This window comes from Pantoea stewartii (genome assembly GCF_011044475.1).
Lineage (GTDB): Bacteria > Pseudomonadota > Gammaproteobacteria > Enterobacterales > Enterobacteriaceae > Pantoea > Pantoea stewartii.
Genome location: NZ_CP049115.1, coordinates 1,482,688 through 1,506,743, shown reverse-complemented (window position 1 = coordinate 1,506,743; position 24,056 = coordinate 1,482,688). Strand labels below are relative to the sequence as shown.

Sequence of the window (24,056 nt, the reverse complement as noted above, 5' to 3'; positions counted from 1 at the left end):
GTGTAAAATATAAATTTAAGGTGATTTAAATAGGAATGTACCATGCAAGGAATAATCCGTCTCGGCGACAAAACCACACACGGTGGTGCCGTATTGTCCTGCTCAACGACCATGCTTTTTGGTGATATTGGCGTGGCCCGTAAAGGTGATCGTGTTTCCTGCCCTGAGCATGGTGATACCACTATTGTCGAAGGTAACCCAAATTATCGCGATCGCGGAGTTCCTGTGGCATTCCATGGCCACAAGTGTGGTTGCGGCTGCACGCTTATCAGCTCACTGCCCAATGCTCTGGTGGGATAAACGTGCCGGTTGAACTTGAGCGTATTCCCGCGCAGGAAAAACTGCCGCCCCGTCCGCGTTTTAAACGCTGGCTCCTCCTGGGCATTGTGATGTTGTTGGCAGGGGTTGCGACCACATTCCTGTTCTGGAAGGGCGAGCGCTCAGGTGCCGCTTTCTGGGGGCTGGCAACAGGATTGCCTGTCGTGTTGTGAGGCCTGCTGGTTGTCGGACGCTATCTGGGATATGCCCTTCTTTGCGGGCGCTGCGACCAGAAAAATGCCACGACTGCCGCACGCTACCGTGCAGACGTTGCGCGTGGTCAGCGCTTTGCCTGGCTTATCGGTGAAGTCCTGATTAACGGGCTGGGGTCTGCCAGCCCGATGACACACGAGGCCGTGTTAGCCAAAAAGCCCCTGATGATGCCCTGTGAGCCCGTTAATGGTGGCAATCCGGTTCGTCACCGGGCGCTGGCCGCCACCGGAGAGATGGCTGACCGGGAGGGGCATTATTTTCAGGAGATAATCGCCCACGTCCAGAATCTGGTGTCGTTGCTCCCGTCGACGCTGAGCTGCTATCTGGCGGTGGATACCGGTGAACAGTTTTCGACACTGCCTTCGCTCCTGCAAAAAAGCGTTACTCGCCCGCTGGTGCGCATTCGCGACCTGACGGGGCTGGAAATCCTGGACTACTGGCTGGACTGCCATTATGACCGTGCTGCTGCGTTACTGGTGGTCAGCGCTCAGCTTTACGAACACCCGCCAGAGGACAGTGGCGAGGCCATTTCCATGTTACTGCTGACCAACTTCCGCCTGAAGGACTTCCCGGATGTGCCGGTCAGGATTCACCGGCCGCAAATGTGTTGCGATGGCAATCTCGACCGTGCATTTGAGCGTGTCATGATGTGGTCAGGACTGGAAAAAAATGCACTGAAGCAGGCATGGACCAGCGGCGGCCAGATGGCCTCCGGCGATATCTTCAGCAAGGCCCGGGAGGCGCATGCCCCGGGGCTTAAAGCCGATAAAATTACACATATTGATACGGTTGTCGGGTTTGCGGGCGTTGCCGCTCCCTGGCAGGCGTTACAGCTGGCAGCCCGTCAGTGTTTGAGCGACAGTGAAGCCCAGCTAATTGTCACCGAACTTTCAGAAGACAACCGACAACTCTGTATTGTCACCCCGGAATAACTCTCAAGGGATTGCTCTCCTCCGTTATGAAAATCGCATCCACTTTTCTGCTTGCGCTGCTTCTGGGCGCACTGTCTGTCTGCCTCATTGGCGGCGCACTCTTGTTATGGCCGGAGTGGGTTAAGGACATCGCAGGAAATCATGGCGTGGACGTCAAAATCGAACGGCACGGCTGCCCCGCTCAGTTCTTTCACACGCTCCATAGGCTCCAGGCGTCGGGTCATACCGATCTTAAATACGTTTTCACCGAAGGAGCCAATATTCGAAATCACATATACATGTCCCTGTTTCGTGAGCTGTGCCATAGATTTGGCGCGTTCATACTGCTGATGCACGTCCTGGATTTTCTGCTCCAGCGCCAGACGCTGTCTTTCCAGCTCTTCCCTGTGAGCACCTTCAGCGGCGAGCAGGGCTTCCTCCAGTAAACGCTGCTGCTCAGCAAGGCGTTGCTCCTCTTCTTCCGCTTCGCGCTGCTGCTGCTCCAGTTCATCCTGACGCTGTTTTTCTTCCCTCATCTGATGCTTGAGCTCTGCCTGATACTCTTTTTCTTCCTGCGCTTTTTCCAGCAGGGCGACCTTATCCAGAAACTGCTGTTTTACGCCTTCCCAGTCGGCATTATCTTCAAGTTCCAGAAAGGTGATTTTCTCGCTAATGGCCGCGTAAGCGTCTCTCTCCTTCCTGAGCTGGTCATACTTGCTTTGCCAGTTATTCACCGTGGTGCCGGAAAGCAGGGTTTTGACTTTGAATTTATACGCGGAGTCCACAATACGTTGCATTGCCCGGGAGGCTTTATTTCTGGCATTGTGAAAGTGATCCCACTGGCCGGAAAGCTGTTTCTTCTCCTGATACAAGCCGCGAGCCACTTCAGTACTGACAGTTTCTTCAAAGGCTTTCTCTTTCTGTGCAAGGTCCGATATGGCCTGTTCAAGCTCCGCCGTTTTCTTCCGGAACCCCCGGTAAATGAAAACACGTATTATCAATGCAACGGCTGTCAGTAAGCCAAAAAACAGACCGATGATTCCGGCCGGATTCGACACCGATTCAATAAATCGCTCATTAAGATTGATTAATGCTCTTACTGCGACATAAATACCCCAGGCAATGACACCAATAATAACCAGAATAATACCCGCAGCATTGTCATCTTTTTTTCTTCTTGCCATGTTTTATTTCTTTCCTTTCTTATTTTTATCCTGACAATTTAATCTGAATGATGGGAATAGAATTTTTCCATATCAAATTAATACTGTTTCCCTGAGCAAATCGGTAAATGAGTGTATCCGGGCTTGCTGGCCATATAGAGGGGAGCGCATGTGGGCTGTCGGGGTTGGGTACTGACCGGTTCGTCGTTTTCTGCAACACGTTGCGGCTCCTGCTTTTTCGCCGTTGTCACTTTTTTCGACTTAGCTTTGCGAGTGGAAGTAGACTGTTTTACCGAATTGCTGGTTGCTGAGGAACCATACCCGGAACAAAATCGTTTCGACTGGCTCAGACTCCCGTCATTACAGACAAAGCGGCCATCCGATGTGCAGTGCGCTATACCGCCTTTTGAACCTGAGCAGGGCTGCCTTCCACGCGCAGCATCGGCTTGTGCCGTAAACAATATTCCTGAGACCAGAAGAAAGATTAATTTTCTCATTTCCATATCCGTGATTTATTTCGTTATATTGTGGCTCTGTTCTCCGTCAGCTATTAACTGTTTCGCCAGGTAATTATGCAATGACAGACAGGCAAACAAACTATTACTCATTCCGACTCCGCTATGGAAGGAGCACCAGAATCAAACCAAAAAATGTGCTCTCATCAAAAGCCTGCCCGGAGGGAGATAAAGCACCAGGCGGAACAAAGGTCCAGTTGTTCACCGTGCCTGACCGCATAAATAATCGCCCCAGAGGCGTCACGAGTCCCCCATTATGGAAGGTCGCCTCCACGCACCCGGTTACACCCTGGCCGTACAAATATACCGGTATAAATTTTACTGACCGTTCGTCGTAACGCAGCACCGCAGCAGACATATCAAACGCCCCGCCCACCAGCAGGTCTGTCACGGATACTGGTAACGCTTCCACATTCAGTCCGGTATCGGCCAGCCACGTGTCCATCTGCTCCTGCAGCTGTGTCATTCGCAAGCGAAATTCTGCTATATCGGCCTGTGTCTTGCTGGTAAACGTAACCGGGGCGGATTGCCTGGCCTGAAATTTTTTCAGGAACTGTGTTTTTACTGACATGATGTTAACAGGCCTTACAGACGGGTTGTTGTATCGAGATACTGTTGTTGCTTCAGATGCCTCAGCAGGACCCGACCTTCGGGCATAAACGCGGTGCCGTAGCGCACGAGGCCAATGCCGCTAAGTTCTGCATCTATGGCGTAGCGGAGTTCACCAGGAATTTCCTGATCAAGCAGTAGCACCTCAATAGACTTCAGGCGCGGCTCATATTTCAGCAAGACCGCAGACAGCGTCGACATCAGCTTATGCGCGGTGCCGGGAAGTCCCTGCAGAATAGTGGTCATATCTGGCAGACCATAGTCTGGCAGATGTGCCAGAGTACCGGCGCGACAGTTAAGGATCCGCTGCATGTTGTCCAGAACCGACAAAATGACCTGATTTTCTTCACTGATATGCTGAAGGTCGAGATTACCGACAAAATTGCCATAAAGCATCTCGCATAATGAGGGCGAATTGCGCGGCATGATCAATTTCCCTCATCAGGAGCTATGTCAAACACGCTGCCGCCATCATCCCTTTCCAGCAGTGACCAACGGGCCGGGTGCTTCTGACCATGCTTATCTTCATACTGCGGCATAATCTGCCCAACGCGGGTTTGGGTGTACTGCGTCGCCCCGTTAACAATGGAGGCCCATCGACCGTCAAACGGTGATGTTTCGCCACTCCAGCAGGTGATCCTGACCGGCTCCCAGGACTTACCTTCATCGTCTTTATCCAGCGCAGCACTGGCTTCATCGAAGCGTCTGTACCACTTCATTGTGGATTCTTTATCAAACTGGAAGTTTTCATGTTCAGAGTAGAAATGTAGAGAGCGTGAACCGTTAAATCGTACAGGCTTAATTATCTGATTTACTTTCACCAGTAAGGGCGGTAATTCTTCAGTTTGTGTCTCACCCAGACCAGGCGGTTGTGCTCCAGCCTTGAGAATAAGGCCTCCATCATACGGCAGCAGTTCAATCTCTGGTGTGTTCTTCAGCCGATGAACCAGTTTCTCTTCACCGCCAAGCTTTTCCAACCAGGCATTGCCCAGAATGGTGTACCAACAAGCCCCTTTCAGGCTGATTGCAGCCCCGGAGCCTTCAAGGGGGCCAATAGAATCCACCATCACGCCGGGAAAGCGCTGAGCCAGTTTATATTCATAAGGGAACATCCGGTGAAATTCGTAAGGCAGAATAAATGACAGACCAGCATAACCACTTTCAACGGCAAAAGTATTACACAGCCACATCAACCAGGACTGGTAACGCTCTTTACCATCCGATTCTTTTAACATCGTTAGCGGGAATGTCAATTTGATAACAGAACGATTACTGTCATTATGGAATATCCTTTTCCCCATAATGATAATTTCATAATCAGGGGCATGATAGTCTTTCTCTGAACTCCCTAAATACCATGAGAAAATCTCTTCTGGCGTTGCGTCCAGAATTTCTTGCCTTTTTTTCTGGTAGTTATTTTCCGTAATTCCTGTCCATTTTTTTCTATTTACCGTTTTCTTCAGATAAGATTTAAATTGATCATAAAAACGATCCACACACTCCACCATCTTCTGGCGCACTTCTGGTGTATGACCATCCTTAAAAAATACGGTAATTATCAGGCCAAGATTTACTGCCTGACTGCCGTCCTTGTACTTCACCGACGCTTCTGGCAACAATTTTTCAATATAATTCAGTTCTAAATCATTCAGTTCCATTACATTTCCTTATTGGGTTGCCAGCGCACCGACGGTTCCGGCTCCCAGAACCGCTACCAGCGCTTCCCAGGCGGTGATCGCCAGACGAACAATTAGTAAAAACGCGGCCAGCAGGGCTTCCGGGACACCTAACGTCACCACCAACACCCCCACACCGACTACGACAAGTACCACGCCAACCGTGACAGCCACATCCGTCAGTACCTGTACCCAGTCGACCTGTTTCAGCATATCCAGCGTCATATCGGTGGCTTGCTGGATTTTCAGCCATGCAGTCCGAAGCTGTTCATCCGTCCATGACGCCGCTGCGCGTCCCGTCTGACTGACCCAGCGCCATGCCTGATGCCCCTGGGAGTATACCCATTCTCCGCTGTCGTTCAGCCAGCCTGCGGCCTGGCTGAGCTTTTGCTGCATCTCTTCTGAGAGTGCATGCCAGCCGGCAGCGATATTGTTGACAGCCCCTTCACTGAGGTCTGCCACGGCTTTCCCGGCATACGTCTAGGGCTCAATTTTCGCAGGAACCTGGGTGGCAGGTGGGCGTGGTGTGAAAATGGGTGGGTACAGGAACAGCGGCCAGTATTTCGCCCCGCTGGTCTTCCAGGCTTTCATCGTGACATTGACCACCTGATCGCTCCACTGCTGCTCCTCAGGCCGGCAGTCATGGATCTCCAGAATGGTCAGCGCAGGCGCAGATGATCGACCAGCGCCTCAGCCACAAACCGGGAGGTGTCCGCGTCGGTATGCTTTGCTTCAGGCTGGGATGCAGCAGCCTGCTGTCCGGAGGCGACCACATCCAGCTTCCCCTGTTTCTCACCGTTCTTAGCGAATACGGTTTCAAGCACCCAGCCGATAATCAATGCTGCCAGCATCAGCAGCAGGCTGATTATCACTATGCCGGTCGTACTGAATGGCCCTATATTGAAGGTGACGCCCCTGCGCTTGAAAAGACACTGCATGACCATCTGGAAAACTACCGGATTAACCGGGTTAACCTGCGTAAGGAATTCTTCCGGGTCGAGCTCAGCCGGATTATTGATGAAGTGGAACGTCACCACGGGAAGGTCGAATATATTGCTGACCCGGTCACGCCAGAACAGGTGGATCTATTGCGTCAGCAGACTGCTTTGCCGCAGAACGTGATCGCCCGAACACAGCAACAGCTGAACCGTCTGGATAAGCTTCCGCCGGGCTGGAGCATTGACTACAGCCGACAACTTGTAGAGCAGGCTCAGGCGCTCTGGCCGGAGCAGGCAAAGTCTCTGGCACAGCAATGGCAACAACAACGCAGTGCTGCCGCATTACCGGCAGAGCAGCTCAATGGCTGGTCTCAGGGAATGATGACACTACAAAAACTGAGCGACAGATTAAATGGCCTTGATGAACAGAAGGGTAAATACATAACGGTCAGTGAGCTGAAATCAGTGGTTTTTGCCACGATGCAGTTCTTTAATCAGTCCATACCGGCTGAAGAACAGCTGCGCGTACTGTCGCAACACCCAGCGGGCAAACCGTTACCTGCTGCTGCCCAATCTCAGCTGGAAATGCACCTGAAACAACTGACAGCCCGCTATGCCGAACTGAAACAGCAGGCAGAAAAATAAAACCTCTCGTCTGGCAAAGCGAGCACGCCGTTTTCTGTCGGGTTTTCTGATTTACGCAGGGCGCTTAAGAAGCGAGTGGGTAGCGATCCACATAAAGGCGCTTCATTTTCTTTCTGATTCTGAGAATGTCCCCGACTTGATTATTTAGGAAGATTGCGTGTTATCGGCCAGGCGTTACACTTTTCTTCAGTCTGTCGACAGGAGCAAGCTGGTCGCAAAAAACACGATGAGATGTTGGCCGCTTGCCTAAAAGTGCCGGCCGTTCTGAGCCTTAATAGAGCGTGAATGCTTAAACAGGAAATGTGTATGTGTAATCGTTCATGTTGAAATGCGCAGAAACTGGCCGTCGTCACCCAGGCTGAGCAGAGGCGGTATTAAAGATAAGAAGGATGAGTGAATTTGGTGAATGTCAGAAGGCTGTACGTGGTGTCCCCTGCAGAAATCGAACTGGTGTTTAAGATGCTGATTTGAAAGGTTTTTACTGGAGTTAAGGTTTTTATACCATCATAGATACCAACACTCAAAAATAACCTTAAAAACTGTTGTGAGACACTGAAAAAAGCGTCTTAATTATACTCAATTTTATCAGCCGTTGTTACTGTTTCACAGCTTGTTGATTGAAGAGCTGGTTCAAGGTGATGATGAGCTGACTTCTACATTGAGCTATAAAAACACAAATGTAAGGCCTCGGTATGGATACGGTTCAGATCTACAAAGAGCTACAGGCTTGGTTTGACTACGACAACTATGTTGATGTTGAGTCTTGCACTTTGAAAGGTTTACATAAGGAGTTACAGGTCAGAAAGAACATCCTGGACTCAATTGAGTTTTTTGGAGAAGGGGATATTTATTTTGACCAGATCCTTGCAGGTAAACCTCTATTCAGTAAAACAATTGACCTCGACACTCATCTGGCAGAAAGCCAAACGCACATACGACAAGTCACTTTTGGTCATATTGAAAGCCTCAGAAGATCTCTTGAAATGTTCTCTCAAGAATCATTTGTCAAAGGTAGTGATCAACTTAAGAAAGAGGTCAGGAATAAGCCACTTACTCAAAGTATGAAAGCCGTTGTTCTGGGAACAAACGAAAGCCGTGTGTATACCTACTTTGACCTCGAAAGCTCATCGGATGACGAAATCATAGGCTCGCTTCGTGCGCTACTTCCTGTGTGGAGGAAAGAGTATGGAATCCAGGGCAGGAAGCAAGAGGCTTTTGGGCTGGGAAAGATTCTAAAGTTGGCTGACTACCGTATCCTTCCAATGATGGATCTGCTTATGTGGGCTAAGTTGAAAGATATTTCTCTTTCAAACACCATCCTTTCCAGACTGCTTTATCCTAAGCTCACAGATGAGGTTCGAGGCGATGAGCAACTCAAAGACACTGATCGTCCAATAGCTGAGAAAGCTATGTCAGGTGAGACCAGTAAAAACATTGAGAGTTTTATTAACAAGAATCGCCATCTGATGGATATGAGCGTGTCAGCGTTAAGGAAAATTAGCTGATCAATTTTTAAAATTTTCAAAATAGCAAAGCTGTGAATATGATAGTTAAAATTGATTTTTCAGAGCTGAGCAGTTAAAGCCGGAAGGGAGTTAAGGTAATGTTAACTCCTGTATCCAACCAGCTTCCAAAAGCTATCTTATATTAAATATTATAAATAATATATTCACGAATAATGCTTCAATAGATGTTTCAAAGCCCGGCTTCCATGTTCATCATTGATTATATACATTATGATTTCTTTGGCTTCAAGTATAAAAGGTTCATCTTTACGAACCATAGAAATGAATTTGACTGCCAAAACTACTCCAATTGATTCCAAAGCCCACTGTACTTCTTCACAAGCGTCCTCTGGAAAAAACTGGGAGATCATGACTGTTCCAAGAGTTTTCATGGCAGTCCCTGGTGAGAAATGATCCCAGTGCCATCGTCCTTTTGTCGGACAAAATATGTCATTATCATCATTCAACATATAATTCCAGTTAGGACTATCCAACATCCATTTAGGCGCAAGCAATATCTGAGTATAATTCATACAAATTTGATGTGTAATAGCATTACCAGAAAAACGTAAAGGTTTACGGTAAAAATAATCTAAAGCCGCTCTATGTAAATCATCTTTTTCAATAGTTAATTTTATCCACGTAAGCATTCTGGCTTGAGTTATGTTTTCAGCCAGATGCCATATCGCATTACCAAGGTAAAGTCCACGCTCATGTAAATTAGTTAAATCTAAATAAGCTCTCCCTGCAAGAGGAGGGGGGAGTTCTGTAATACATTTTCTATCAAGAATGATGGGGATGATTTTAACTTCATTGTCGGAACCGAGATTAGCTAACATTTGCAACTCTCGATGCAGACCTGAGCCTACTTTTTTTGCAGAAACAATATAATCTTCATCACAGATACAGAAAACTTTTAGAGGGAAGGAAGAAAGAGCATTTTTTATCATCGAATCTATTGACTCGCCAAATCCAATGCTATCTCTATCCCAGAAAACATTGTATTTAAAATCGATGCTGTTGACTACATGATCTCTTATCCATTCTTTTTTCTCTGCTGAACCACCCCAAGCATATGAAATGAAAATTGTAGTATCACTTTTGCTATCCATAACGGATCACCATCTGATTTGAATACATTTGCTAAACATTAGAGGATCATTCTAATGATTGTATATTAGAATGTTAAGCATATTAATTTGTTTCGGAGAGAGATTTTATCAAAATGGTTAAATCAACTTTGAACTCAATCAGGATTCAATAAAAAGTTAAAGGTCTGCATGGTGCTGCGCAAAAGAGACTGCCCTTACCATTTTTTCCGTATTCATTCAAGGTGCGTAAGAAAATTTATTTTATACCAAAGAAAATTTTGACTGCTTTCTAGACTAAGAAGCAATTTCCATACAATCCCTTCAAAGCCCACTCCCGTCTCTTTAGTATCACCTCATCAACAACGAGGAGATATAGCAATGACTACAGTAACTACAAACACCACACGTCTTATCCGTTTACCCGAAGTGCTCCACAAAACTGGCTATAAAAAGTCATGGATTTATCGATTGATTTCTGAAAATAGATTCCCTAAACCTATCAAACTGGGAGCAAGGTCTGTAGCTTTCATTGAGATTGAAGTCGATAAGTGGATTTCTGACACCATTAGCAATTCGAGAACAGCTTCATAGTTAGGCTCCAGACCAACAACATCGACAATGTGAGGACAATGTGGAAATCAAAGAATTCCTAGATATTGGGAATCTTTCAAGGCTGGTGAGTCAAAAAAGCTTTGATAAGATTTTTAATGCTGAAGCTATCAGGTTATTACCTGTTGATACATTGAGTAAAAAATCCGTGGCCTGTTTAAGCTATTACCTCAAAGATAGCGAATACAATCCATTCCAATTTTTACCTGAGTTAAATGAAGATAGTCGAAACTATATCTATGAAACCATAATGTCAGTGGTCAAATGTAATGAACTACTCAGAGGGTTATCAAAGAAAATCACACAGAATGAAATTAATATCGCTGTAGAAAAAACTGAAAAAGGCGGAGATCATGTATTGCTCTGTAGCTTAAGTGTGCCAAAAGGGATGCTGGACCATTATGTGAAAACAATGCCGTGTCTTCTCCCAGATGAAGATTCATTTATGACAGATGACATTAATCTTCTCAAGCTAAGCACTGTAGATATAATTAAAATTTTACTACGTGACATGTTGGAAAGAGGAGTATTGGTAATTCATATGGGAGATGAACTCCGAAGTAAAGCTAAATTTTTTCAAGAGGAATACTGGAATCAGGTGGAAGATATTTACTATGGGAGAGCGGCAAGATGAATATTTATTTGAAGTCTCATTATTTAAAAAATGTAAAGTTTTAAGATGAAAAATATAAAAACTTAACAGAATACTTTCCAGATTAGTTTTTGGCGGCGCTGTATTACTTATCCAATAAGGCTTTATTAGTTTTTCTTCTTAAATCGGGTATGACTACACATAACTAGCCGTACTGGTTTCTTTCACGTGAAAGAAATTTTTTTAAGTATCTAAATGGATTATAAATAAATCCAAAAATAACAAAATAAAATTGCAAAGTTTAAATCGATAAAATAATGATAAGCCGTAGCGATTACTAAATGTAAAGTTTTCGGAGGGTTATTATAATGTCATTCAAAATAAAAAAATTTGTTATGAGCAATGGAGAACGCGGTTGCTTAATTCTCAACAAAGAAACACTGCTACCGGTTTACTATCAGAACCTATATCTCACAACTAATGTCAGGAACAGAAGTGCGACTGCATCTACGATGGAGATAGTCGCAACGAATCTACTTATCCTTAGCAATTTTATGGAAAGTAGGAAAATCAATATCATTGACAGGATTGAAACCAAGCGGTTCCTAAGTGTAGCCGAAGTCGATGACCTGATACGGTATGCAAAGCAAAGATTCGATCAACAAAAAATTACGAATGTAAGATTACTAAAAGGAAAGCAGATTGCTACAAGAACTTTTAGTTACAGGATACACGTTTTTTCAAGCTATCTAAATTGGTTGTGCGGATTGATCCATTCTATGAAGGGAATCCATGCCAGATATGAAGTCGAAAGTTTTATTGAAAGCATAAAGGCGCACATCCCGCGAAATCGCTCACTCAGCATCAATGACAGAACTGACAAATCGATAAGTGAAGAACAAATAAAAACTCTGTTTAAGCTGTTGGAAGTCGGAGGGAGTCAAAACCCTTTTCAGAAGGAGGTTCAAGTCAGGAACCGGCTCATTTTTACCTTGCTACTGAATTGTGGGTTGAGAGCAGGTGAATTACTAAACCTTAAAGTAAATGATCTAAATCTTAGAAAAAACACACTGAGTATCTTCAGAAGACATGACTGCATTGAAGACCGGAGGCTGAATCAGCCATTAGTTAAAACTGGCGAAAGGATAATCCCATTATCAGATGAGTTAGCGATGGAAATTTTCGATTACATACAAACTTGTAGAAGTAAAACCACTAAAAAGAAAAAACATGACTTCCTGTTTGTAACTCACAGCGCAGGTAAAACGGTAGGAGAACCATTATCTGTTTCAGCATATGAGAAAATAATTTCAACTATTAAAAAAGCAAGCCCGGAATTAAAGCGTTTATCGGGGCATAGATTGAGGCATTCATGGAACTATTTCTATTCAAATGAAATTGATAGTTCAAATTTGGATATCAGTCGAAAATCAGGATTGAGATGCTATCTCATGGGGTGGTCAAAAGATTCTAAAATGTCAGAAAATTATAATTCCAAACATATATCAGAAAAAGAAAAGGAAATTATTGGAAGAGTTTATGAATCTTTGAAAAAGATAACTGAGGGTCAATATAATGGAAACATGTAATCTAAGAAAAGAGAATCTGATTTTTGCAACGATGCAAGGGTATAGCTTCAAGCTTTCTGATATCAAATGGCAATTAGATAAAGAGACTTGTATTTTTCCACATAAGATTGCCGACAAAATGCCAGAGTCGATGCGTATTGGTTACCTTACTACCTTGGCATACTTTTCGGCTGAATACAGTGCAGGTTACACAAAAAACATAAACCAGATTTTTAGTCAATGGTTAGGGATGATAGACCTTAAGACGATAGATGCTAATGCGGTTTATCAATTTAATGTTAGTTTAGGCCCTGAGAAAAACTACAAGCTAAATTCTATAAAGAAATTTCTGACGAAGTGGAAAAAGCTCGGTTATGTAGGAGTTGAAGCTTCAGCTTTAACAATGCTGGGAAAAATAAAAATCAAAACTAATTTGACAGGAGAAGCCGTCAAACGAAGAGATCCAAATAGTGGACCGCTAACTGGAGAAGAACTGGAGTTCATTCTTGAGAGTATCAGCAATTTGTTGAAAGAAGATAAAGTCCCCATGTATCTTTATTGCTATGTCATTCTTTTAGCAACAACGGGAAGGAGGCCTTTACAGTTAACCTCCTTAAAAGCGAAAGATCTCATCAGAACGGGAGAAGGTTGGTTTCTAAACATACCGAAAGTAAAACAAAGGAAGGACTTTAGAAGTGAGTTTAGCTTGGTAAGTATCGATGACTGCCTTTATGAAAAACTAACAAGCTTGGTTGATGTGAATCAAAAAAATATCGAAGATAGTATTAATCAGGGCATTGGCCATATAAAAAATGAATTACCTATATTCATGGACTCCAAAAAACCCATATCAATTCAGTCTGGTCAAAATTTGTACACCATTATGGCAACTGATTTTTTTCATATGAAGAATTCATTTATCTCTAAAGAATTAGATAAAATTACCACTAAATTTAATATCCAGTCATCAAGAACCCATAATCCTATAAGGCTGAATGCCAGACGATTCAGGTATACCCTTGGTTCTCGTTTAGCAAAGGAAGGAGCCTCAGTTGAAGTGATCGCTAAAGCATTAGACCATAAATCTATTAACTCATCAGGGATATACGTAAAAAATAGCCCAGATAATGTTCACTATATTGATATGAAACTTCATTCATTTTTTGAACCTCTATCGAAGATATTTCAGGGTAGCGATAGCACACAGAACAAGAAGCTCTTTACAGAATATGTTTTAAATTCTTTTGGATTCACTGATTGTAAACACGAAAACGTAGAGTGTTTTACCTGCAAAAACTTTAGAGCCTGGAGTTCTGAATGACCAATGTGATTTTATTCGAGCCAATCAATGCTAACAACCCAAATTTAAATGTTGAGGATTTTATTAAATTTTGCAAGGGTAATGTTTTCAAATCTAAGTTAGCCAGTTCATGGGAAAACAATGTATGGAAGGGATGTTACAAGTTCAACAAGTTTGACATGAAAAACAATCGAAATAACAAAGATAAATTAGATGATGGTTTCATTGATTTTGCTAAAGCTTATATGTTTCATATTCATTCTTTTAACAAGTCAAAATCAAACCAGAATGCTTTGGCAATGTTGAAGATCGTTGAGTTTGTGCTATTGAAATCATACGGTGAAGCTAATGTAGTCAAGTGTAATAATAACATTTTTGATGAGTGTGTAAGAGTAGCAACGGCTAAATATACGAAATTAACAGCAGTTGGAATTGGTAAGGAACTTGAGAAACTATGTTTATTTTTGAGTGAAAACAGAATGACAAGCTCATCATACTTTTTTTGGGTAAATTCGTTAAGGCATAAAATAACTCAAAGTTGGCAAGGTTATGAACCTTCGCTGGAAGGGCACTCAAAATTACCAGATATAAAATCTGTCATAGCCATTGCGGAGATTTTCTCAAAAGATGAAAGCCAACTGTCTGTGAGGGACATTTTCACAACGTCTGTTCTTGCACTGCTGATGTGTGCACCAGGACGAATCTCGGAAATTTTAAGCCTTCCTGCGGATTGTGAGATTACAGAGCATGATGAGAACGGCATTGAACGATATGGTTTAAGGTTTTTTTCAGCAAAGGGGTATGCTGGAGACATCAAATGGATTCCTTCAGTAATGGTCCCTGTAGCTAAAAAGGCCATAGCCCGGTTGAGAAAGTTGTCCACCCATCCAAGATTTGTTGCAAAAACGATGGAAGGGAAGGTACCTGAGTCATACAAACATCAACTCTTCACTAAAAAGCCTCAAAATTTCCCTTGGTATGATGAAGAAAAGAAAATCAAATATTCGAATGCTTTATGTCTGTTATTCGAGGGGCAATTATGCCAGAAAACAAACAAACATTTGGCACCTTTGTTCAGACCCACTGCTCAGTTTTTTAGAATGGATATTGATGCATTTGCGAGTATCAAAGGCACTACAAACATGTTTAAAAGACACGGTTATATTAACGAAGATGGTAGCCCATATTCGCTTAGGACCCATCAATTAAGACATTTGCTCAATACGTTTTCTCAAATCAATGGCATGGACGAGTTTAGCATCGCCAGATGGTCTGGAAGGAAGCTGGTCTCACAAAATGTTTCCTATGATCACCGATCACACTTACAAATGATCAATCTCATGAAAGATAAAACTTCAATCGGAGCCGGTATTAGCCATAGGAAAAAAGAAATAGCTGTTATGGACATAACTGATATCGATTTATTGAATGATGGAGCTGTGCTCGTCACTAAGCATGGCTACTGCAAGCACTCATATGTTTTTGAGCCTTGTAGTTATTATCCCTTACAAGACTCTGGAACGGATGATGGCCAACTAATGATGATACACAAAAAAATTCTTGAAAAAACCAATTATGATAAAAATGATGGGAATGTTAATGCTGATAAATGGTATAAATTCCAAACTAAAATAATAAAAGGAGAATAAATGGCTAAACATATTACTGGTTACGATGAAAAATTGATAATGAAAGTTATTAATACCTGGAATGACGATGAGAAGCTGACTTGGGAGGCCTTATGTGACGAGTTGATAAAGGTTATTGGAAAGAGACCTTCAAGGCAATCTTTGAGTAGTCATGTTAAAATTGTGGATTGTTTTAATTCAAAAAAGATGATTCTCAAGTCTGGTGTAAAAGAAACATGTGCTGTTAAACCTGCTAATTTAAAAATCGCTTGTCAGAGAATAAAAAGGCTCGAAACTGAAAACGAAGCTTTGATAGCATTGAATAACAAATACTTAGAGCAGTTTAAGATATGGCTATATAATTCTCATTTAAAGCAAATAACAGCCGAAGAGCTTAATCGTCCCTTACCTAAAAAAGATATTCAAAAAGAAATTTGATAGGTTTTAACTATTGACATGATTAAATATTATGATATTCCTTTAAGTGTCAGGATGACATTCACAACAGCAAGGATGCTACTATGAATAAATTAAACAGATATTTGCCAGATCAAAAATTTTTGATACTCCTCAATCGCTTCATTCTTAGATACGATGAATCAGACTGCAATAAAGAAAAAATCGTAAAAGATGCCTACCTGTTTTGTGTAGGATACTTTTTGAAGTATCAGCAGGACTATGATAATCCACAATTAACCGGATCAAGCAATATTATTGCTGTTCTCTCATCTGCACTACTTAGTCCTAATTTTCACTCCATACCTCACACCATTATTCTTGATAGGGTTCTGTATTTTTATAAGTTTATCGTTGAATATATTGTATGGAATGAGTATGAGGTAGAGGAAATATTTAAAAGTCAAAAAAGGAGCTTGAATTTTACTACTACTTCATCTAATGGGAAATTTATATTGAGAAAACAAAATAGGTAAATTATCCTTTCATGTTTTTTTTACATTTAAGCTCTGTCATATTTTTATCAAAGTGGCATACGAAGCCACATTTGATCTTAAACTATTGTGGGAACTTAGCAATTTTATTAATAGTATCAAAACCATATTTATCAATCATAGACTGATAAAAACTGTATTCAATAAACTTGGCATAGCCTAACTCGCCCTTCAAGGAAGCAGTTTCTTTTGATGTTAATTTTTCATTAATGAAACGGTGTATTTTGCTTCTTAAAAGCCTTTTTCGGACACGACCTAAAGATAAATGTCCTTCTGTTGTAATGGTTACGCCCGTAATATGGCGATTAAATTTTCTGGATGAAAAAACGGTTTTTTGATGATTGATTTTTATATTTTTAAGATTCACTTCATTCAGGGTTTCTCTAACAATTCTTGGTATTTCAAATAATGAACCCTTCACATGAGAACTGAAAGTAATATCATCTGCATATCTTGAATAGATGATATTCATTTTTGAACATTTTAACGATATTTTCTCATCAAAATTATACATTATTACGTTTGACAATTTTGGTGAGGATGGTGCTCCAATGCTTAATCGTAAAGGGCTGTTTCTCCTTAATTTCCAAAAGAATAAATTTTCAATTATGAATATATCGGACTCGGTCAATACCACACCTTTTGTTTGAAAATAATTTATAAGGTTATGGGGCTTAATACTTAAAAAGAAATTTCTAAAGTCCATTTTTAGCAAATATTGATTGCTGCAATGAATCAAAGCATTGGCCCTAATGCTTTTATTCTCCTCATATGCAAAAGCAGATTCGTGAACTTGAAGATGTTCACATATAAAGTTTAAAACTGCTTTTTGCAGAAGCTTTACCTGCTTAGCTGGCTGCGCAATCAATCGATTACCATGACCATTTCTTTTAGGAATTTGATATTTTTTATATCGTCTTGGAATGGTAGATATATATTTTTTAGTCTCGGCTTCAGTTAGGAGAAGACCATTGGAGATAAAGCTAAGTAATTCCATATTATGCTTCTCCCCTTACAATATTAATCTGGTTGAGAGCATTCTTCCTCTTTTTTGAGGTCTCATCCATTTCTTTGAAATTCATGCTAAGATAAGATTGTCTGATTGCTACTTTAATATTCATAGAATCTTTTATTTTACCTCCAGCACTAATGCCAAATTTTAACTTACTATCTCTACGACCTCGTGAGTAATAGTAATCTGTTCCGCTATATGAAAGGGATGAGGTCAAATTCATTTTATTAAGTAAATAAAGCAGGCGAGTTATAACTCTTTGAGTTACATCTATATCCATACAATATAAAGCCCATTCTATTTCGCTTTTCTTTATTGGTTCAGATAATAGTATTATTTCATAGATTAATATTGCCAGATGACCTGTGTTGTCTTTATAGTAACGTTCTGTTTTCTTAACTCTTTTAAGTCGTGATTTTATGTCGTGATAAATCAGCTCTATTTCGTCATATTTTATTGAATCAGTTTTAGGCCAAGGATAGACAGACACCGAGGCATCATCAATTTTCTTGAGGTACTCTAAAGGACCTAAATATATGAAAGAAGATCGTGATGGGATATTTCTCTCTCGATTTCCTTCGATTTCTTCAAATGGAGCTACTACATGTAGTTTTTGAGCAAGAGTTTTTTTATTAACAAAGAGACCCAATTCTACTAAAGAGCCTGCACTTTCTAAGAATATGACCACAAGAGTAGATATGTTCGCAATATCGTCTTCGAAACTCATCAAGTCTGAATATGCGCCATCTTTGAAGTAATCACGAAAGTTTTCTGCTAAAACAAGTGAGTCAAATAATTCAGGGTCAATTTTTGCCGCATATGTGAAAATGTGATCTCGAACGCTGATTGGATTCGAATTTATGGGACCACCGCATACAAAAATTATAGGAGGCATAAACTGAACAGTGAAGTTTGAGTGTTTCAAATCCCCAAATTGTTCTTGAAGCGCATTCATATACGCAGAATCACTCACCCTTGTGACCCCCTTCAATTAAAAGAAAAGGTGGCTATCTGCCACCTTCAAGACCTTTACCTAAAGGATGCGCTTTAGACTTTCAGCAAGCTCCTGAAATGTAACGTAGTGGAATGAAGGATCTTGCTGAAAGTGCTAAAGCGCAACCCTAAATGTCCACAATAAGTTAGTGTCTGGCGAAACGCCCGACAAGGATAAAACTTTTATCCCACTCGTAAAGGCTTCTTAAGGATAGCAATAAAATTCTTTTATTCAATCGTTAAATATGGTTTTTTTCAAAAAAATAAAAGCCTCTGGCCCTAGGTTAACACTGGTTTTAGCTTGATTTTTGATCAATGTTGCCATTGATCACTTTTCCAAAAATATGCATCCATCTTTTAAGCTGAAGCTCCGTATCCCTGATGCCTTCTTGTGAGTTGAAGTCGCCTTTCTGTGGGAAAAACATAATTCTCCACTCAGGGTTTTGCACATCATCTACAGCAATGTAAAAACCTGACTCCCTGAAATCATGAGTGCGGTCGAGTTCTTTGTTGATACCAGCCCGTTCTCTCGTAGTAGACAAATTGTATCGCCACTCTTTGATTGCTGAGAACGGATAGGTCTTTTGTTTGTTCTCTTCCTTGAGATGGAGAAGTCCTCTTTTCTGGTCGAGCTTCATAAAAGTGGAACCAAATTCATGACTCCACATACCGTCTTGCTCGCCAAAATGGTCTCTGGTGCTGGCATTCCACTTCTTAATTCGGAATTTTTTGTAGGCAAACATCAAAAGCATGATGCTTGCGAAAACCCATACGATTGCAAGCTGGACCAAACCCTGAACACCTGAGAAATAGAAAATGACAATTGGCAGAGCGATGGCAATCCACACCCGTTTCATCATAAGGAAGTTTGGCTGTTTTACTTCATTCATTGCTGTCATAGGTTCTTCCAAGGTTAGTTTCACTGAATCGAAGGCGCACGTATGCATCAGCTTATTCTGCTGATAAATCAGTGTGCTAGGTGGTTTCGTTTGAAGTTACATTACGGCTTGGAAACAGGGTCTAGCAAATCATTTATACCGATCGATCGCTTTCAATTGATAGGAAATTGCTATCATAATATTAAAATTGATCAGTAATAACGATCGATCGTTTTTGTCTATCAATTTGAAATGGAATGGAAATATTTATAGTGTTTGACTTAGTGAGCAGTTTTAACTAACTGAAAACTAGCTCTTTAAGGTCGTCTGAATGTGTTTTTTATCGCTGAACTTTTAAAATTTACCTCAGAAATCTCTGATGCTTCAGAGTTGCTGGTTCGTATTACGGCAAAGATGACCTTTCTTTTGAGAGGGTTGAGAATCGTTGAGCCAACAGCTCTTAAACTGGCAACAAACTCCTCAAGGTAAGGTATCCACTGCAACCAGCGAGACCGGATATGTTCTCTGGAATTTGCCGTAAGGGGTGTAGCTGTGGGATGAACTTCAATGGGATTCGAAACTTTTTCTTTGTCGGCAATCGATTCAGGAGCAACAGCCTCTATAGGTTGATTCACGCTGATTCGCTTACTCATGTTTGACCAACTGTATGCCTTACCGAGCTGTGATGCCTTAAAAGCGACTCCCTGATGCTCAAATGAAAAACCGTTCATCTTGCCAGTTAATGCGATGTTTGCTGTCGCTGATATATTTTGCTTTTGCATTTCATGTATGAAGTCTTCGATGGTGATCGTATTGAAGAAGGTAAGGATCGCATCTATAGTTTCCTGTATCACTTTTTTAGAAGGTTTCTCTCCGGTCCTGTCCTGCATCATCTTTTCGTTACGAGTGAGCTTCCTTTGCTTCTTGGGCGTTTTAGCAGGAGAGGGACCTTTCGTTTGAGTGAGTTTGTGGTCTCGCTCAAGATCTTGGATTACACGGGTGCTTATCAGGTTTTCGTTCTTACCCAAGTAAAGCTGGCCATCTGCTAAAACGTTTATGCGAGAAGCAATAATATGTATGTGTTGTCCAGCTTCATCGTCGTGGAGGACATAACAACGGAGATGAGTGTCACAGAAGCCCATTCTCTTCATGTAGTCGTCAGCAATGTTCCTCCATTGTTGATTTGTGAGTGATTCACCGACTGGTAGACGAAGGGAGTTATGCCAAACTGGTTTAGTAACATCCTCTCTTAGCTTCTGAGTGTTTGCGAACTCAGCGGTCAGCTCGTCTACAGTGATGCCCACAAGATTGCCACCAATCACCATTGGTGTAGTCATGTGATGAGGAGCAGGGGCAAGCGCATACGAGATGACTCCTCGGAAGTTTTTACCCCTTTTTATTTTATTCATACCCTTCATCTTGGATGATCACTTTTCAAGTGTCAGCAGAGCATCTCTTACATGCGACAGTTTCAATTTTAAAGCGCTTACTTCCTGCGATAGTGGCTGAGCATCTTCGCCTCTGCGAAGCAGGAACGACGTAAGATCATTCAGTTTCTGTAGGGAACCAGTAAGCTCCTGCCAAGCTTTTTTGTTGATTTCGGGAACAGAAGGGGGTAGTTGCTGAAGAGCTGAGGATCTCAGCCAACAGCTCCTGCTTAGCTGTCCTCTGAACTGGTTTACTTTGCTCAGCTCAATCTCATTTAATCTAACAGTCACTGAATATCTGCGAAGGCGGTTAGGGGGTAATTTTTTTGCTTTCGGATTATCACTGAATGAAGAAGGAAACTCGTCATCAAATATATTATTAAATTTTTCCATATTAATCCTTTTTCTTTGCACTTCCATGTGCAAATTCAATAACTTATTTTTAAAACAAAGTCAAGGTTATATAAAAGATCTATCATCCAAATACTTTAAAGCTGCATCAATAAAACTTCTTAAGACAATTTTACTATTATCGACAGTCTTCTGTAAGTTTTCACCTCCACTATTTTTACCTGCATCAGGTAAAGATAACTCTCCATGAGCAATTTTATTTCTTTTGTTTTTACAAATTAGCAAGCTTTGCCTGCAATTCATATCAAGATTGCTAATATAGTTTATTCCATAAGTTCTGAAAATCGCAGTTCCTTTTCGTGTATCTAAGTTACCCGAAAAAATCTTTTTCTTCTTCAAGTAATCTTTCAGCAAAGGGAGGTGCAATTTTTCAAAGTTAATTGAACGTGGTTCATCTGAGTCGTAAAAAAAATCTGATATTTTTCTTTTCAGACTATCATTCAAATTATTGTATTCATGTTCTGATACTACCAAATGAACTCTTTCAAAAACAGAATAAAATGTTGCCTCAATATTATTATAAATTGCAATATAGAGTGATGCTTTCAAAATAGATGATATTTTTACAGTTCCTTTTTCATTGCTGACTTTAATGATGTGATTATATAATTCTTGGATGTCATTACACCTGCTTTCAAACTCAGTGATGATAATATCCAAAATTTTTTACCTCTGATTAGCTACCAAGTAACTTTTTACGAATTCGATACGTGAGCGCAAAGTTATAGTTGCATGTGTTCTATATTTACCCATGGTTGCCGTTCTAAAATTGGAGTCGAGAAGCAACTTCCGTGCATCAATTTTTTCTTTAACCTTAAGGTTTGGGAACTCTTTCAAGGCAAGATGAGTACCTACTGAAATAGCTTCAAAGAAAATACGGGATGTATCTTTTCCCTCATCTTTGGAAAAACCAAACATAAAATTATCATTTACGAAATCAGTCATTTTTTCAAAACTTTTTTTCATGTCACTTTTCATTGCTTCATTGAAATCTATATTTTTTTCTTTCATATAATCATCAAGTGCTGAACCGACGTTTCTTGAAAATGAATTGAATTTGGGGTATTTTTCACTAATTGCAAAGAACCTCAAAATAAGTTCTTGATATTCTTGTCGGTTTTTTACTGAGCTTGAGAGACTTATTAAATCTTGAAATTTTTTATTTGGAGAGCATTCTGTATAAAGAAAGTCAGTAAATGGTCCTGTGTAAATTCCTTTCCTAACCTCCATACTTCTTAAAATATCACTGCCTTTGTTAATTCTTTCGAATAAATCATTTCTCATTTCAGGAGAGGTTTCTTCAGACAAGACGATCATGCTAATTGCAGTGTTATTAAATTTTCTTTTTCTTGATTCATCGAGGTCACTAAATTTCTTAGTGTTTAAAGCAGTAATCTTTTCCAATCCTTCTAAGATAAGTTCCTCTCTAATGAATGCACTCAAGGTCCTTATCCTCTGAGAACCATCTACTATTTCGAGTCTCCCTTTCTCATCTTCTGCCACGAATATTGAAGGAATTGGCAATCCCAGCATAATAGATTCAATCATTTTTGATTGTCTTTCTTCGTCCCAGACAAAATCGCGTTGATAATCAGGGACGAATATTTCATTCATCTCTTTTTCTAAATCTTTGTTATACTTTTGGACAATTATTTCAATAGTAAAGTCACGAGTGTCATAAGACACTTCTTTTTTTAATTCTTTTATTTGATCTTCTACTTCGTTCATATCTATATCCTCGTATATGGAGCATTGGAGTAAAAAACTAAACTATAAGTTACATTGAACCTTATAAGATTCAACCTAAAAAAAGAGAAACAACAATAAAACCACATAATATTATTTTTTTTTGTGATTTTGGTTATTTAAGCTATAAATTTTATTTTTATTGATATTAAGTGTTGCTAATGCAGGCCTAACATTACTGAAAAAATGCCCATTTGTGTAAGTGTAACTTGAGTTTCTTTTATGACCGAAGGGAAGAAAAGCAAGGGAACTGAGCATCGCTCAGTTAGCCCTTGCTTGTTTAATTAACTTGACTAATTAAAAGAGCGTGATATTAAAGTCATAATTAATTAAAGAGGAGGTTTTAATGCAAATAAATAATGCTAGTCGTGATGCCGATAATTGGATGTCTGTTGGGGTGGTTTTGACTGCAACTAAAATTCTGGTCAGTTTTCCAAATCATAGGGTTTGTGCAAAATATAAAGTTTCGATAGAAGGCTTAGATGGAATGAAAAGAGATTATTTATTTTATCCAGACGATAAGGTCGTGGATTTTATAGGTAAAAAGATAACCTATGTGTATAAAAGATTTGATGACGAGAGTATTTGCGACATCCTGCATATCTATAATTAATTACCAAGTTTATCTTCCTTGTTTTCTTTCCCGTTTGAAAGTACACCTGTTTTGGTAATGTTAATATTTAGTAAGAACTTTTGAAGCTCAAGGAGGATTAAACTATGTAATTCATCTTTAATTTTATCGTTAGGAATGATTTCCAAGTCTGGGGTGGTTGTTAAATTAATTACCGGATTTTCAGGGGGAGCTTTTTTATTTATCTGAGTTTGAGATTTTTTGTTTTGTTTCTCACATTCCAAGGCAGCAGAACCATAACTTAAATGAAAATTTGGTAAACAACTATCTGAAGAAGTATCTACTATCACAAATATACTTTCCTTTTGATTAAAGTTCTTCGACGAATTATCTATGATCGCTATGATTCTGAATGGTCCGGTAATATTCATTATGAATCCTTGATTTAAATGTTTTTTAACAGGGGCAGACTATTTTAGAGAGGAATGATTGTATATACCTCCAGTCTTGAAAACAACAATGTTCGATAAATCGCTCGCTATCTACTAGTCCTAAAGCAAAATCATCATATTTGCACAGAGAAAATTAACCTGCTTTGCTTGAGCATTAAGGGCAACTTTTGAACACCTCGCCATTTTTCTCAATAACCACAGAATCATCGAGGGACTGCTGACATGTGGGACATATATCTTCCGCTGGTTTCTCAGACATTAAATTGACTCCCTATCATTACTCGTTAAATCAATGGCTTAGGAGACAAGTAGTATTGGTTGAAATTTAATCAAAT

At 40.5% G+C, this 24,056-nt stretch carries 26 protein-coding genes and 3 pseudogenes; 14 read left to right on the top strand and 15 right to left on the bottom strand.

Annotated features, from left to right (window positions below; all coding sequences use genetic code 11):
• Window positions 1–42: 42 nt before the first annotated feature.
• The 3 genes from G5574_RS07085 (at window position 43) to G5574_RS07080 (ending at window position 1,463) form a co-directional block, all read left to right on the top strand.
• Entirely contained in the window at window positions 43–300 is a 258-nt protein-coding gene (locus G5574_RS07085) for a PAAR domain-containing protein (protein WP_072000524.1), read from the top strand.
• Between the two features lie 2 nt (window positions 301–302).
• The gene (locus G5574_RS23650) at window positions 303–491 is read left to right on the top strand and encodes a hypothetical protein (RefSeq protein ID WP_244964678.1); all 189 of its coding nucleotides are present in this window, start codon (window positions 303–305) and stop codon (window positions 489–491) included.
• Window positions 492–659: 168 nt separating this feature from the next.
• A complete protein-coding gene (locus G5574_RS07080; RefSeq protein WP_244964677.1) occupies window positions 660–1,463 on the top strand; it encodes a hypothetical protein in 804 nt (267 codons plus the stop codon).
• Between the two features lie 104 nt (window positions 1,464–1,567).
• Here the strand turns inward: G5574_RS07080 and G5574_RS07075 are convergent, their stop codons facing one another.
• From G5574_RS07075 to G5574_RS23645, 6 genes and pseudogenes are all read right to left on the bottom strand, one after another.
• Window positions 1,568–2,626 (bottom strand): GIY-YIG nuclease family protein, encoded by a 1,059-nt coding sequence (locus tag G5574_RS07075; protein WP_244964676.1) that lies wholly within the window; start codon window positions 2,624–2,626, stop codon window positions 1,568–1,570.
• 77 nt (window positions 2,627–2,703) lie between these two features.
• Window positions 2,704–3,102 (bottom strand): YdcA family protein, encoded by a 399-nt coding sequence (locus G5574_RS23985; protein WP_164482370.1) that lies wholly within the window; start codon window positions 3,100–3,102, stop codon window positions 2,704–2,706.
• A 121-nt stretch (window positions 3,103–3,223) separates the two neighbouring features.
• A complete protein-coding gene (locus G5574_RS07065; RefSeq protein ID WP_164482369.1) occupies window positions 3,224–3,691 on the bottom strand; it encodes a hypothetical protein in 468 nt (155 codons plus the stop codon).
• 14 nt (window positions 3,692–3,705) lie between these two features.
• Entirely contained in the window at window positions 3,706–4,155 is a 450-nt protein-coding gene (gene tssE / locus G5574_RS07060; protein ID WP_164482368.1) for a type VI secretion system baseplate subunit TssE, read from the bottom strand.
• A 2-nt stretch (window positions 4,156–4,157) separates the two neighbouring features.
• Window positions 4,158–5,387 (bottom strand): DUF3396 domain-containing protein, encoded by a 1,230-nt coding sequence (locus G5574_RS07055; protein WP_164482367.1) that lies wholly within the window; start codon window positions 5,385–5,387, stop codon window positions 4,158–4,160.
• Between the two features lie 9 nt (window positions 5,388–5,396).
• Window positions 5,397–6,068 (bottom strand): annotated as a pseudogene (locus G5574_RS23645) (VRR-NUC domain-containing protein); the annotation flags it as partial.
• Between the two features lie 11 nt (window positions 6,069–6,079).
• Between G5574_RS23645 and G5574_RS23640 the strand changes: the two are divergent.
• From G5574_RS23640 to G5574_RS07040, 3 genes and pseudogenes are all read left to right on the top strand, one after another.
• A pseudogene (locus tag G5574_RS23640) lies at window positions 6,080–6,382 on the top strand (GIY-YIG nuclease family protein); the annotation flags it as partial.
• Between the two features lie 87 nt (window positions 6,383–6,469).
• Window positions 6,470–6,988 (top strand): annotated as a pseudogene (locus tag G5574_RS23635) (VasL domain-containing protein); the annotation flags it as partial.
• A 692-nt stretch (window positions 6,989–7,680) separates the two neighbouring features.
• Entirely contained in the window at window positions 7,681–8,493 is an 813-nt protein-coding gene (locus G5574_RS07040; RefSeq protein WP_164482365.1) for a DUF6387 family protein, read from the top strand.
• Window positions 8,494–8,657: 164 nt separating this feature from the next.
• Here G5574_RS07040 and G5574_RS07035 read toward each other — a convergent pair whose 3' ends face one another.
• A complete protein-coding gene (locus G5574_RS07035) occupies window positions 8,658–9,605 on the bottom strand; it encodes a toll/interleukin-1 receptor domain-containing protein (protein WP_164482364.1) in 948 nt (315 codons plus the stop codon).
• Window positions 9,606–9,962: 357 nt separating this feature from the next.
• On the opposite strand from G5574_RS07035, the gene G5574_RS07030 reads away from it, so the two are divergent.
• From G5574_RS07030 to G5574_RS07000, 7 genes are all read left to right on the top strand, one after another.
• Window positions 9,963–10,175 carry a helix-turn-helix transcriptional regulator gene (locus tag G5574_RS07030; protein ID WP_078829268.1) on the top strand — a complete coding sequence of 71 codons (213 nt, stop codon included), beginning with the start codon at window positions 9,963–9,965 and terminating at the stop codon, window positions 10,173–10,175.
• 40 nt (window positions 10,176–10,215) lie between these two features.
• Window positions 10,216–10,827, top strand: a complete 612-nt coding sequence (locus G5574_RS07025; RefSeq protein ID WP_164482363.1) for a hypothetical protein — start codon at window positions 10,216–10,218, stop codon at window positions 10,825–10,827.
• Between the two features lie 326 nt (window positions 10,828–11,153).
• Window positions 11,154–12,374 (top strand): tyrosine-type recombinase/integrase, encoded by a 1,221-nt coding sequence (locus G5574_RS07020; RefSeq protein WP_164482362.1) that lies wholly within the window; start codon window positions 11,154–11,156, stop codon window positions 12,372–12,374.
• Window positions 12,361–13,674, top strand: coding sequence for a tyrosine-type recombinase/integrase (locus G5574_RS07015; RefSeq protein WP_164482361.1), 1,314 nt, complete (start codon window positions 12,361–12,363; stop codon window positions 13,672–13,674). Before G5574_RS07020 ends, G5574_RS07015 begins: the two co-directional genes overlap by 14 nt.
• The gene (locus G5574_RS07010) at window positions 13,671–15,302 is read left to right on the top strand and encodes a DNA-binding protein (protein ID WP_164482360.1); all 1,632 of its coding nucleotides are present in this window, start codon (window positions 13,671–13,673) and stop codon (window positions 15,300–15,302) included. Before G5574_RS07015 ends, G5574_RS07010 begins: the two co-directional genes overlap by 4 nt.
• Complete coding sequence (locus tag G5574_RS07005) at window positions 15,303–15,719, top strand: hypothetical protein (RefSeq protein ID WP_164482359.1); 417 nt, start codon at window positions 15,303–15,305, stop codon at window positions 15,717–15,719.
• Between the two features lie 83 nt (window positions 15,720–15,802).
• The gene (locus G5574_RS07000) at window positions 15,803–16,213 is read left to right on the top strand and encodes a hypothetical protein (protein WP_164482358.1); all 411 of its coding nucleotides are present in this window, start codon (window positions 15,803–15,805) and stop codon (window positions 16,211–16,213) included.
• Window positions 16,214–16,295: 82 nt separating this feature from the next.
• On the opposite strand, the gene G5574_RS06995 is transcribed toward G5574_RS07000, so the two are convergent.
• From G5574_RS06995 to G5574_RS06965, 7 genes are all read right to left on the bottom strand, one after another.
• Window positions 16,296–17,228 carry a retron St85 family RNA-directed DNA polymerase gene (locus G5574_RS06995; protein WP_164482357.1) on the bottom strand — a complete coding sequence of 311 codons (933 nt, stop codon included), beginning with the start codon at window positions 17,226–17,228 and terminating at the stop codon, window positions 16,296–16,298.
• A 1-nt stretch (window position 17,229) separates the two neighbouring features.
• Window positions 17,230–18,216, bottom strand: coding sequence for a retron St85 family effector protein (locus tag G5574_RS06990; protein WP_244964675.1), 987 nt, complete (start codon window positions 18,214–18,216; stop codon window positions 17,230–17,232).
• Between the two features lie 316 nt (window positions 18,217–18,532).
• Entirely contained in the window at window positions 18,533–19,135 is a 603-nt protein-coding gene (locus G5574_RS06985; RefSeq protein WP_244964674.1) for a DUF4755 domain-containing protein, read from the bottom strand.
• A 296-nt stretch (window positions 19,136–19,431) separates the two neighbouring features.
• Window positions 19,432–20,532 (bottom strand): relaxase/mobilization nuclease domain-containing protein, encoded by a 1,101-nt coding sequence (locus G5574_RS06980; RefSeq protein ID WP_244964673.1) that lies wholly within the window; start codon window positions 20,530–20,532, stop codon window positions 19,432–19,434.
• 9 nt (window positions 20,533–20,541) lie between these two features.
• The gene (locus tag G5574_RS06975) at window positions 20,542–20,934 is read right to left on the bottom strand and encodes a hypothetical protein (RefSeq protein ID WP_164482354.1); all 393 of its coding nucleotides are present in this window, start codon (window positions 20,932–20,934) and stop codon (window positions 20,542–20,544) included.
• A 66-nt stretch (window positions 20,935–21,000) separates the two neighbouring features.
• Window positions 21,001–21,612, bottom strand: a complete 612-nt coding sequence (locus G5574_RS06970; RefSeq protein WP_164482353.1) for a HEPN domain-containing protein — start codon at window positions 21,610–21,612, stop codon at window positions 21,001–21,003.
• 6 nt (window positions 21,613–21,618) lie between these two features.
• Window positions 21,619–22,680 (bottom strand): DUF262 domain-containing protein, encoded by a 1,062-nt coding sequence (locus G5574_RS06965; RefSeq protein WP_164482352.1) that lies wholly within the window; start codon window positions 22,678–22,680, stop codon window positions 21,619–21,621.
• Between the two features lie 364 nt (window positions 22,681–23,044).
• Here G5574_RS06965 and G5574_RS06960 point away from each other — a divergent pair, with 364 nt between their 5' ends.
• A complete protein-coding gene (locus G5574_RS06960) occupies window positions 23,045–23,311 on the top strand; it encodes a hypothetical protein (RefSeq protein ID WP_164482351.1) in 267 nt (88 codons plus the stop codon).
• Here the strand turns inward: G5574_RS06960 and G5574_RS06955 are convergent.
• On the bottom strand, window positions 23,308–23,700 hold the full coding sequence (locus G5574_RS06955; protein ID WP_164482350.1) for a hypothetical protein: 393 nt from the start codon (window positions 23,698–23,700) through the stop codon (window positions 23,308–23,310). The genes G5574_RS06960 and G5574_RS06955 overlap by 4 nt on opposite strands.
• Window positions 23,701–24,056: the final 356 nt, after the last annotated feature.

What these genes read in the sequence shown, in the direction of transcription:
- G5574_RS06985 (WP_244964674.1), bottom strand. Translation starts at nt 19,135, where the DNA reads ATGACAGCAATGAATGAAGTAAAACAGCCAAACTTCCTTATGATGAAA.
- G5574_RS07065 (WP_164482369.1), bottom strand. Translation starts at nt 3,691, where the DNA reads ATGTCAGTAAAAACACAGTTCCTGAAAAAATTTCAGGCCAGGCAATCC.
- G5574_RS06980 (WP_244964673.1), bottom strand. Translation starts at nt 20,532, where the DNA reads ATGAAGGGTATGAATAAAATAAAAAGGGGTAAAAACTTCCGAGGAGTC.
- G5574_RS07010 (WP_164482360.1), top strand. Translation starts at nt 13,671, where the DNA reads ATGACCAATGTGATTTTATTCGAGCCAATCAATGCTAACAACCCAAAT.
- G5574_RS07055 (WP_164482367.1), bottom strand. Translation starts at nt 5,387, where the DNA reads ATGGAACTGAATGATTTAGAACTGAATTATATTGAAAAATTGTTGCCA.
- G5574_RS07015 (WP_164482361.1), top strand. Translation starts at nt 12,361, where the DNA reads ATGGAAACATGTAATCTAAGAAAAGAGAATCTGATTTTTGCAACGATG.
- G5574_RS06965 (WP_164482352.1), bottom strand. Translation starts at nt 22,680, where the DNA reads ATGAACGAAGTAGAAGATCAAATAAAAGAATTAAAAAAAGAAGTGTCT.
- G5574_RS23985 (WP_164482370.1), bottom strand. Translation starts at nt 3,102, where the DNA reads ATGAGAAAATTAATCTTTCTTCTGGTCTCAGGAATATTGTTTACGGCA.
- G5574_RS07035 (WP_164482364.1), bottom strand. Translation starts at nt 9,605, where the DNA reads ATGGATAGCAAAAGTGATACTACAATTTTCATTTCATATGCTTGGGGT.
- G5574_RS07040 (WP_164482365.1), top strand. Translation starts at nt 7,681, where the DNA reads ATGGATACGGTTCAGATCTACAAAGAGCTACAGGCTTGGTTTGACTAC.
- G5574_RS06955 (WP_164482350.1), bottom strand. Translation starts at nt 23,700, where the DNA reads ATGAATATTACCGGACCATTCAGAATCATAGCGATCATAGATAATTCG.
- G5574_RS07005 (WP_164482359.1), top strand. Translation starts at nt 15,303, where the DNA reads ATGGCTAAACATATTACTGGTTACGATGAAAAATTGATAATGAAAGTT.
- G5574_RS07020 (WP_164482362.1), top strand. Translation starts at nt 11,154, where the DNA reads ATGTCATTCAAAATAAAAAAATTTGTTATGAGCAATGGAGAACGCGGT.
- G5574_RS07030 (WP_078829268.1), top strand. Translation starts at nt 9,963, where the DNA reads ATGACTACAGTAACTACAAACACCACACGTCTTATCCGTTTACCCGAA.
- tssE (WP_164482368.1), bottom strand. Translation starts at nt 4,155, where the DNA reads ATGCCGCGCAATTCGCCCTCATTATGCGAGATGCTTTATGGCAATTTT.
- G5574_RS07080 (WP_244964677.1), top strand. Translation starts at nt 660, where the DNA reads ATGACACACGAGGCCGTGTTAGCCAAAAAGCCCCTGATGATGCCCTGT.
- G5574_RS07085 (WP_072000524.1), top strand. Translation starts at nt 43, where the DNA reads ATGCAAGGAATAATCCGTCTCGGCGACAAAACCACACACGGTGGTGCC.
- G5574_RS06975 (WP_164482354.1), bottom strand. Translation starts at nt 20,934, where the DNA reads ATGGAAAAATTTAATAATATATTTGATGACGAGTTTCCTTCTTCATTC.
- G5574_RS07075 (WP_244964676.1), bottom strand. Translation starts at nt 2,626, where the DNA reads ATGGCAAGAAGAAAAAAAGATGACAATGCTGCGGGTATTATTCTGGTT.
- G5574_RS06995 (WP_164482357.1), bottom strand. Translation starts at nt 17,228, where the DNA reads ATGGAATTACTTAGCTTTATCTCCAATGGTCTTCTCCTAACTGAAGCC.
- G5574_RS07000 (WP_164482358.1), top strand. Translation starts at nt 15,803, where the DNA reads ATGAATAAATTAAACAGATATTTGCCAGATCAAAAATTTTTGATACTC.
- G5574_RS06960 (WP_164482351.1), top strand. Translation starts at nt 23,045, where the DNA reads ATGCAAATAAATAATGCTAGTCGTGATGCCGATAATTGGATGTCTGTT.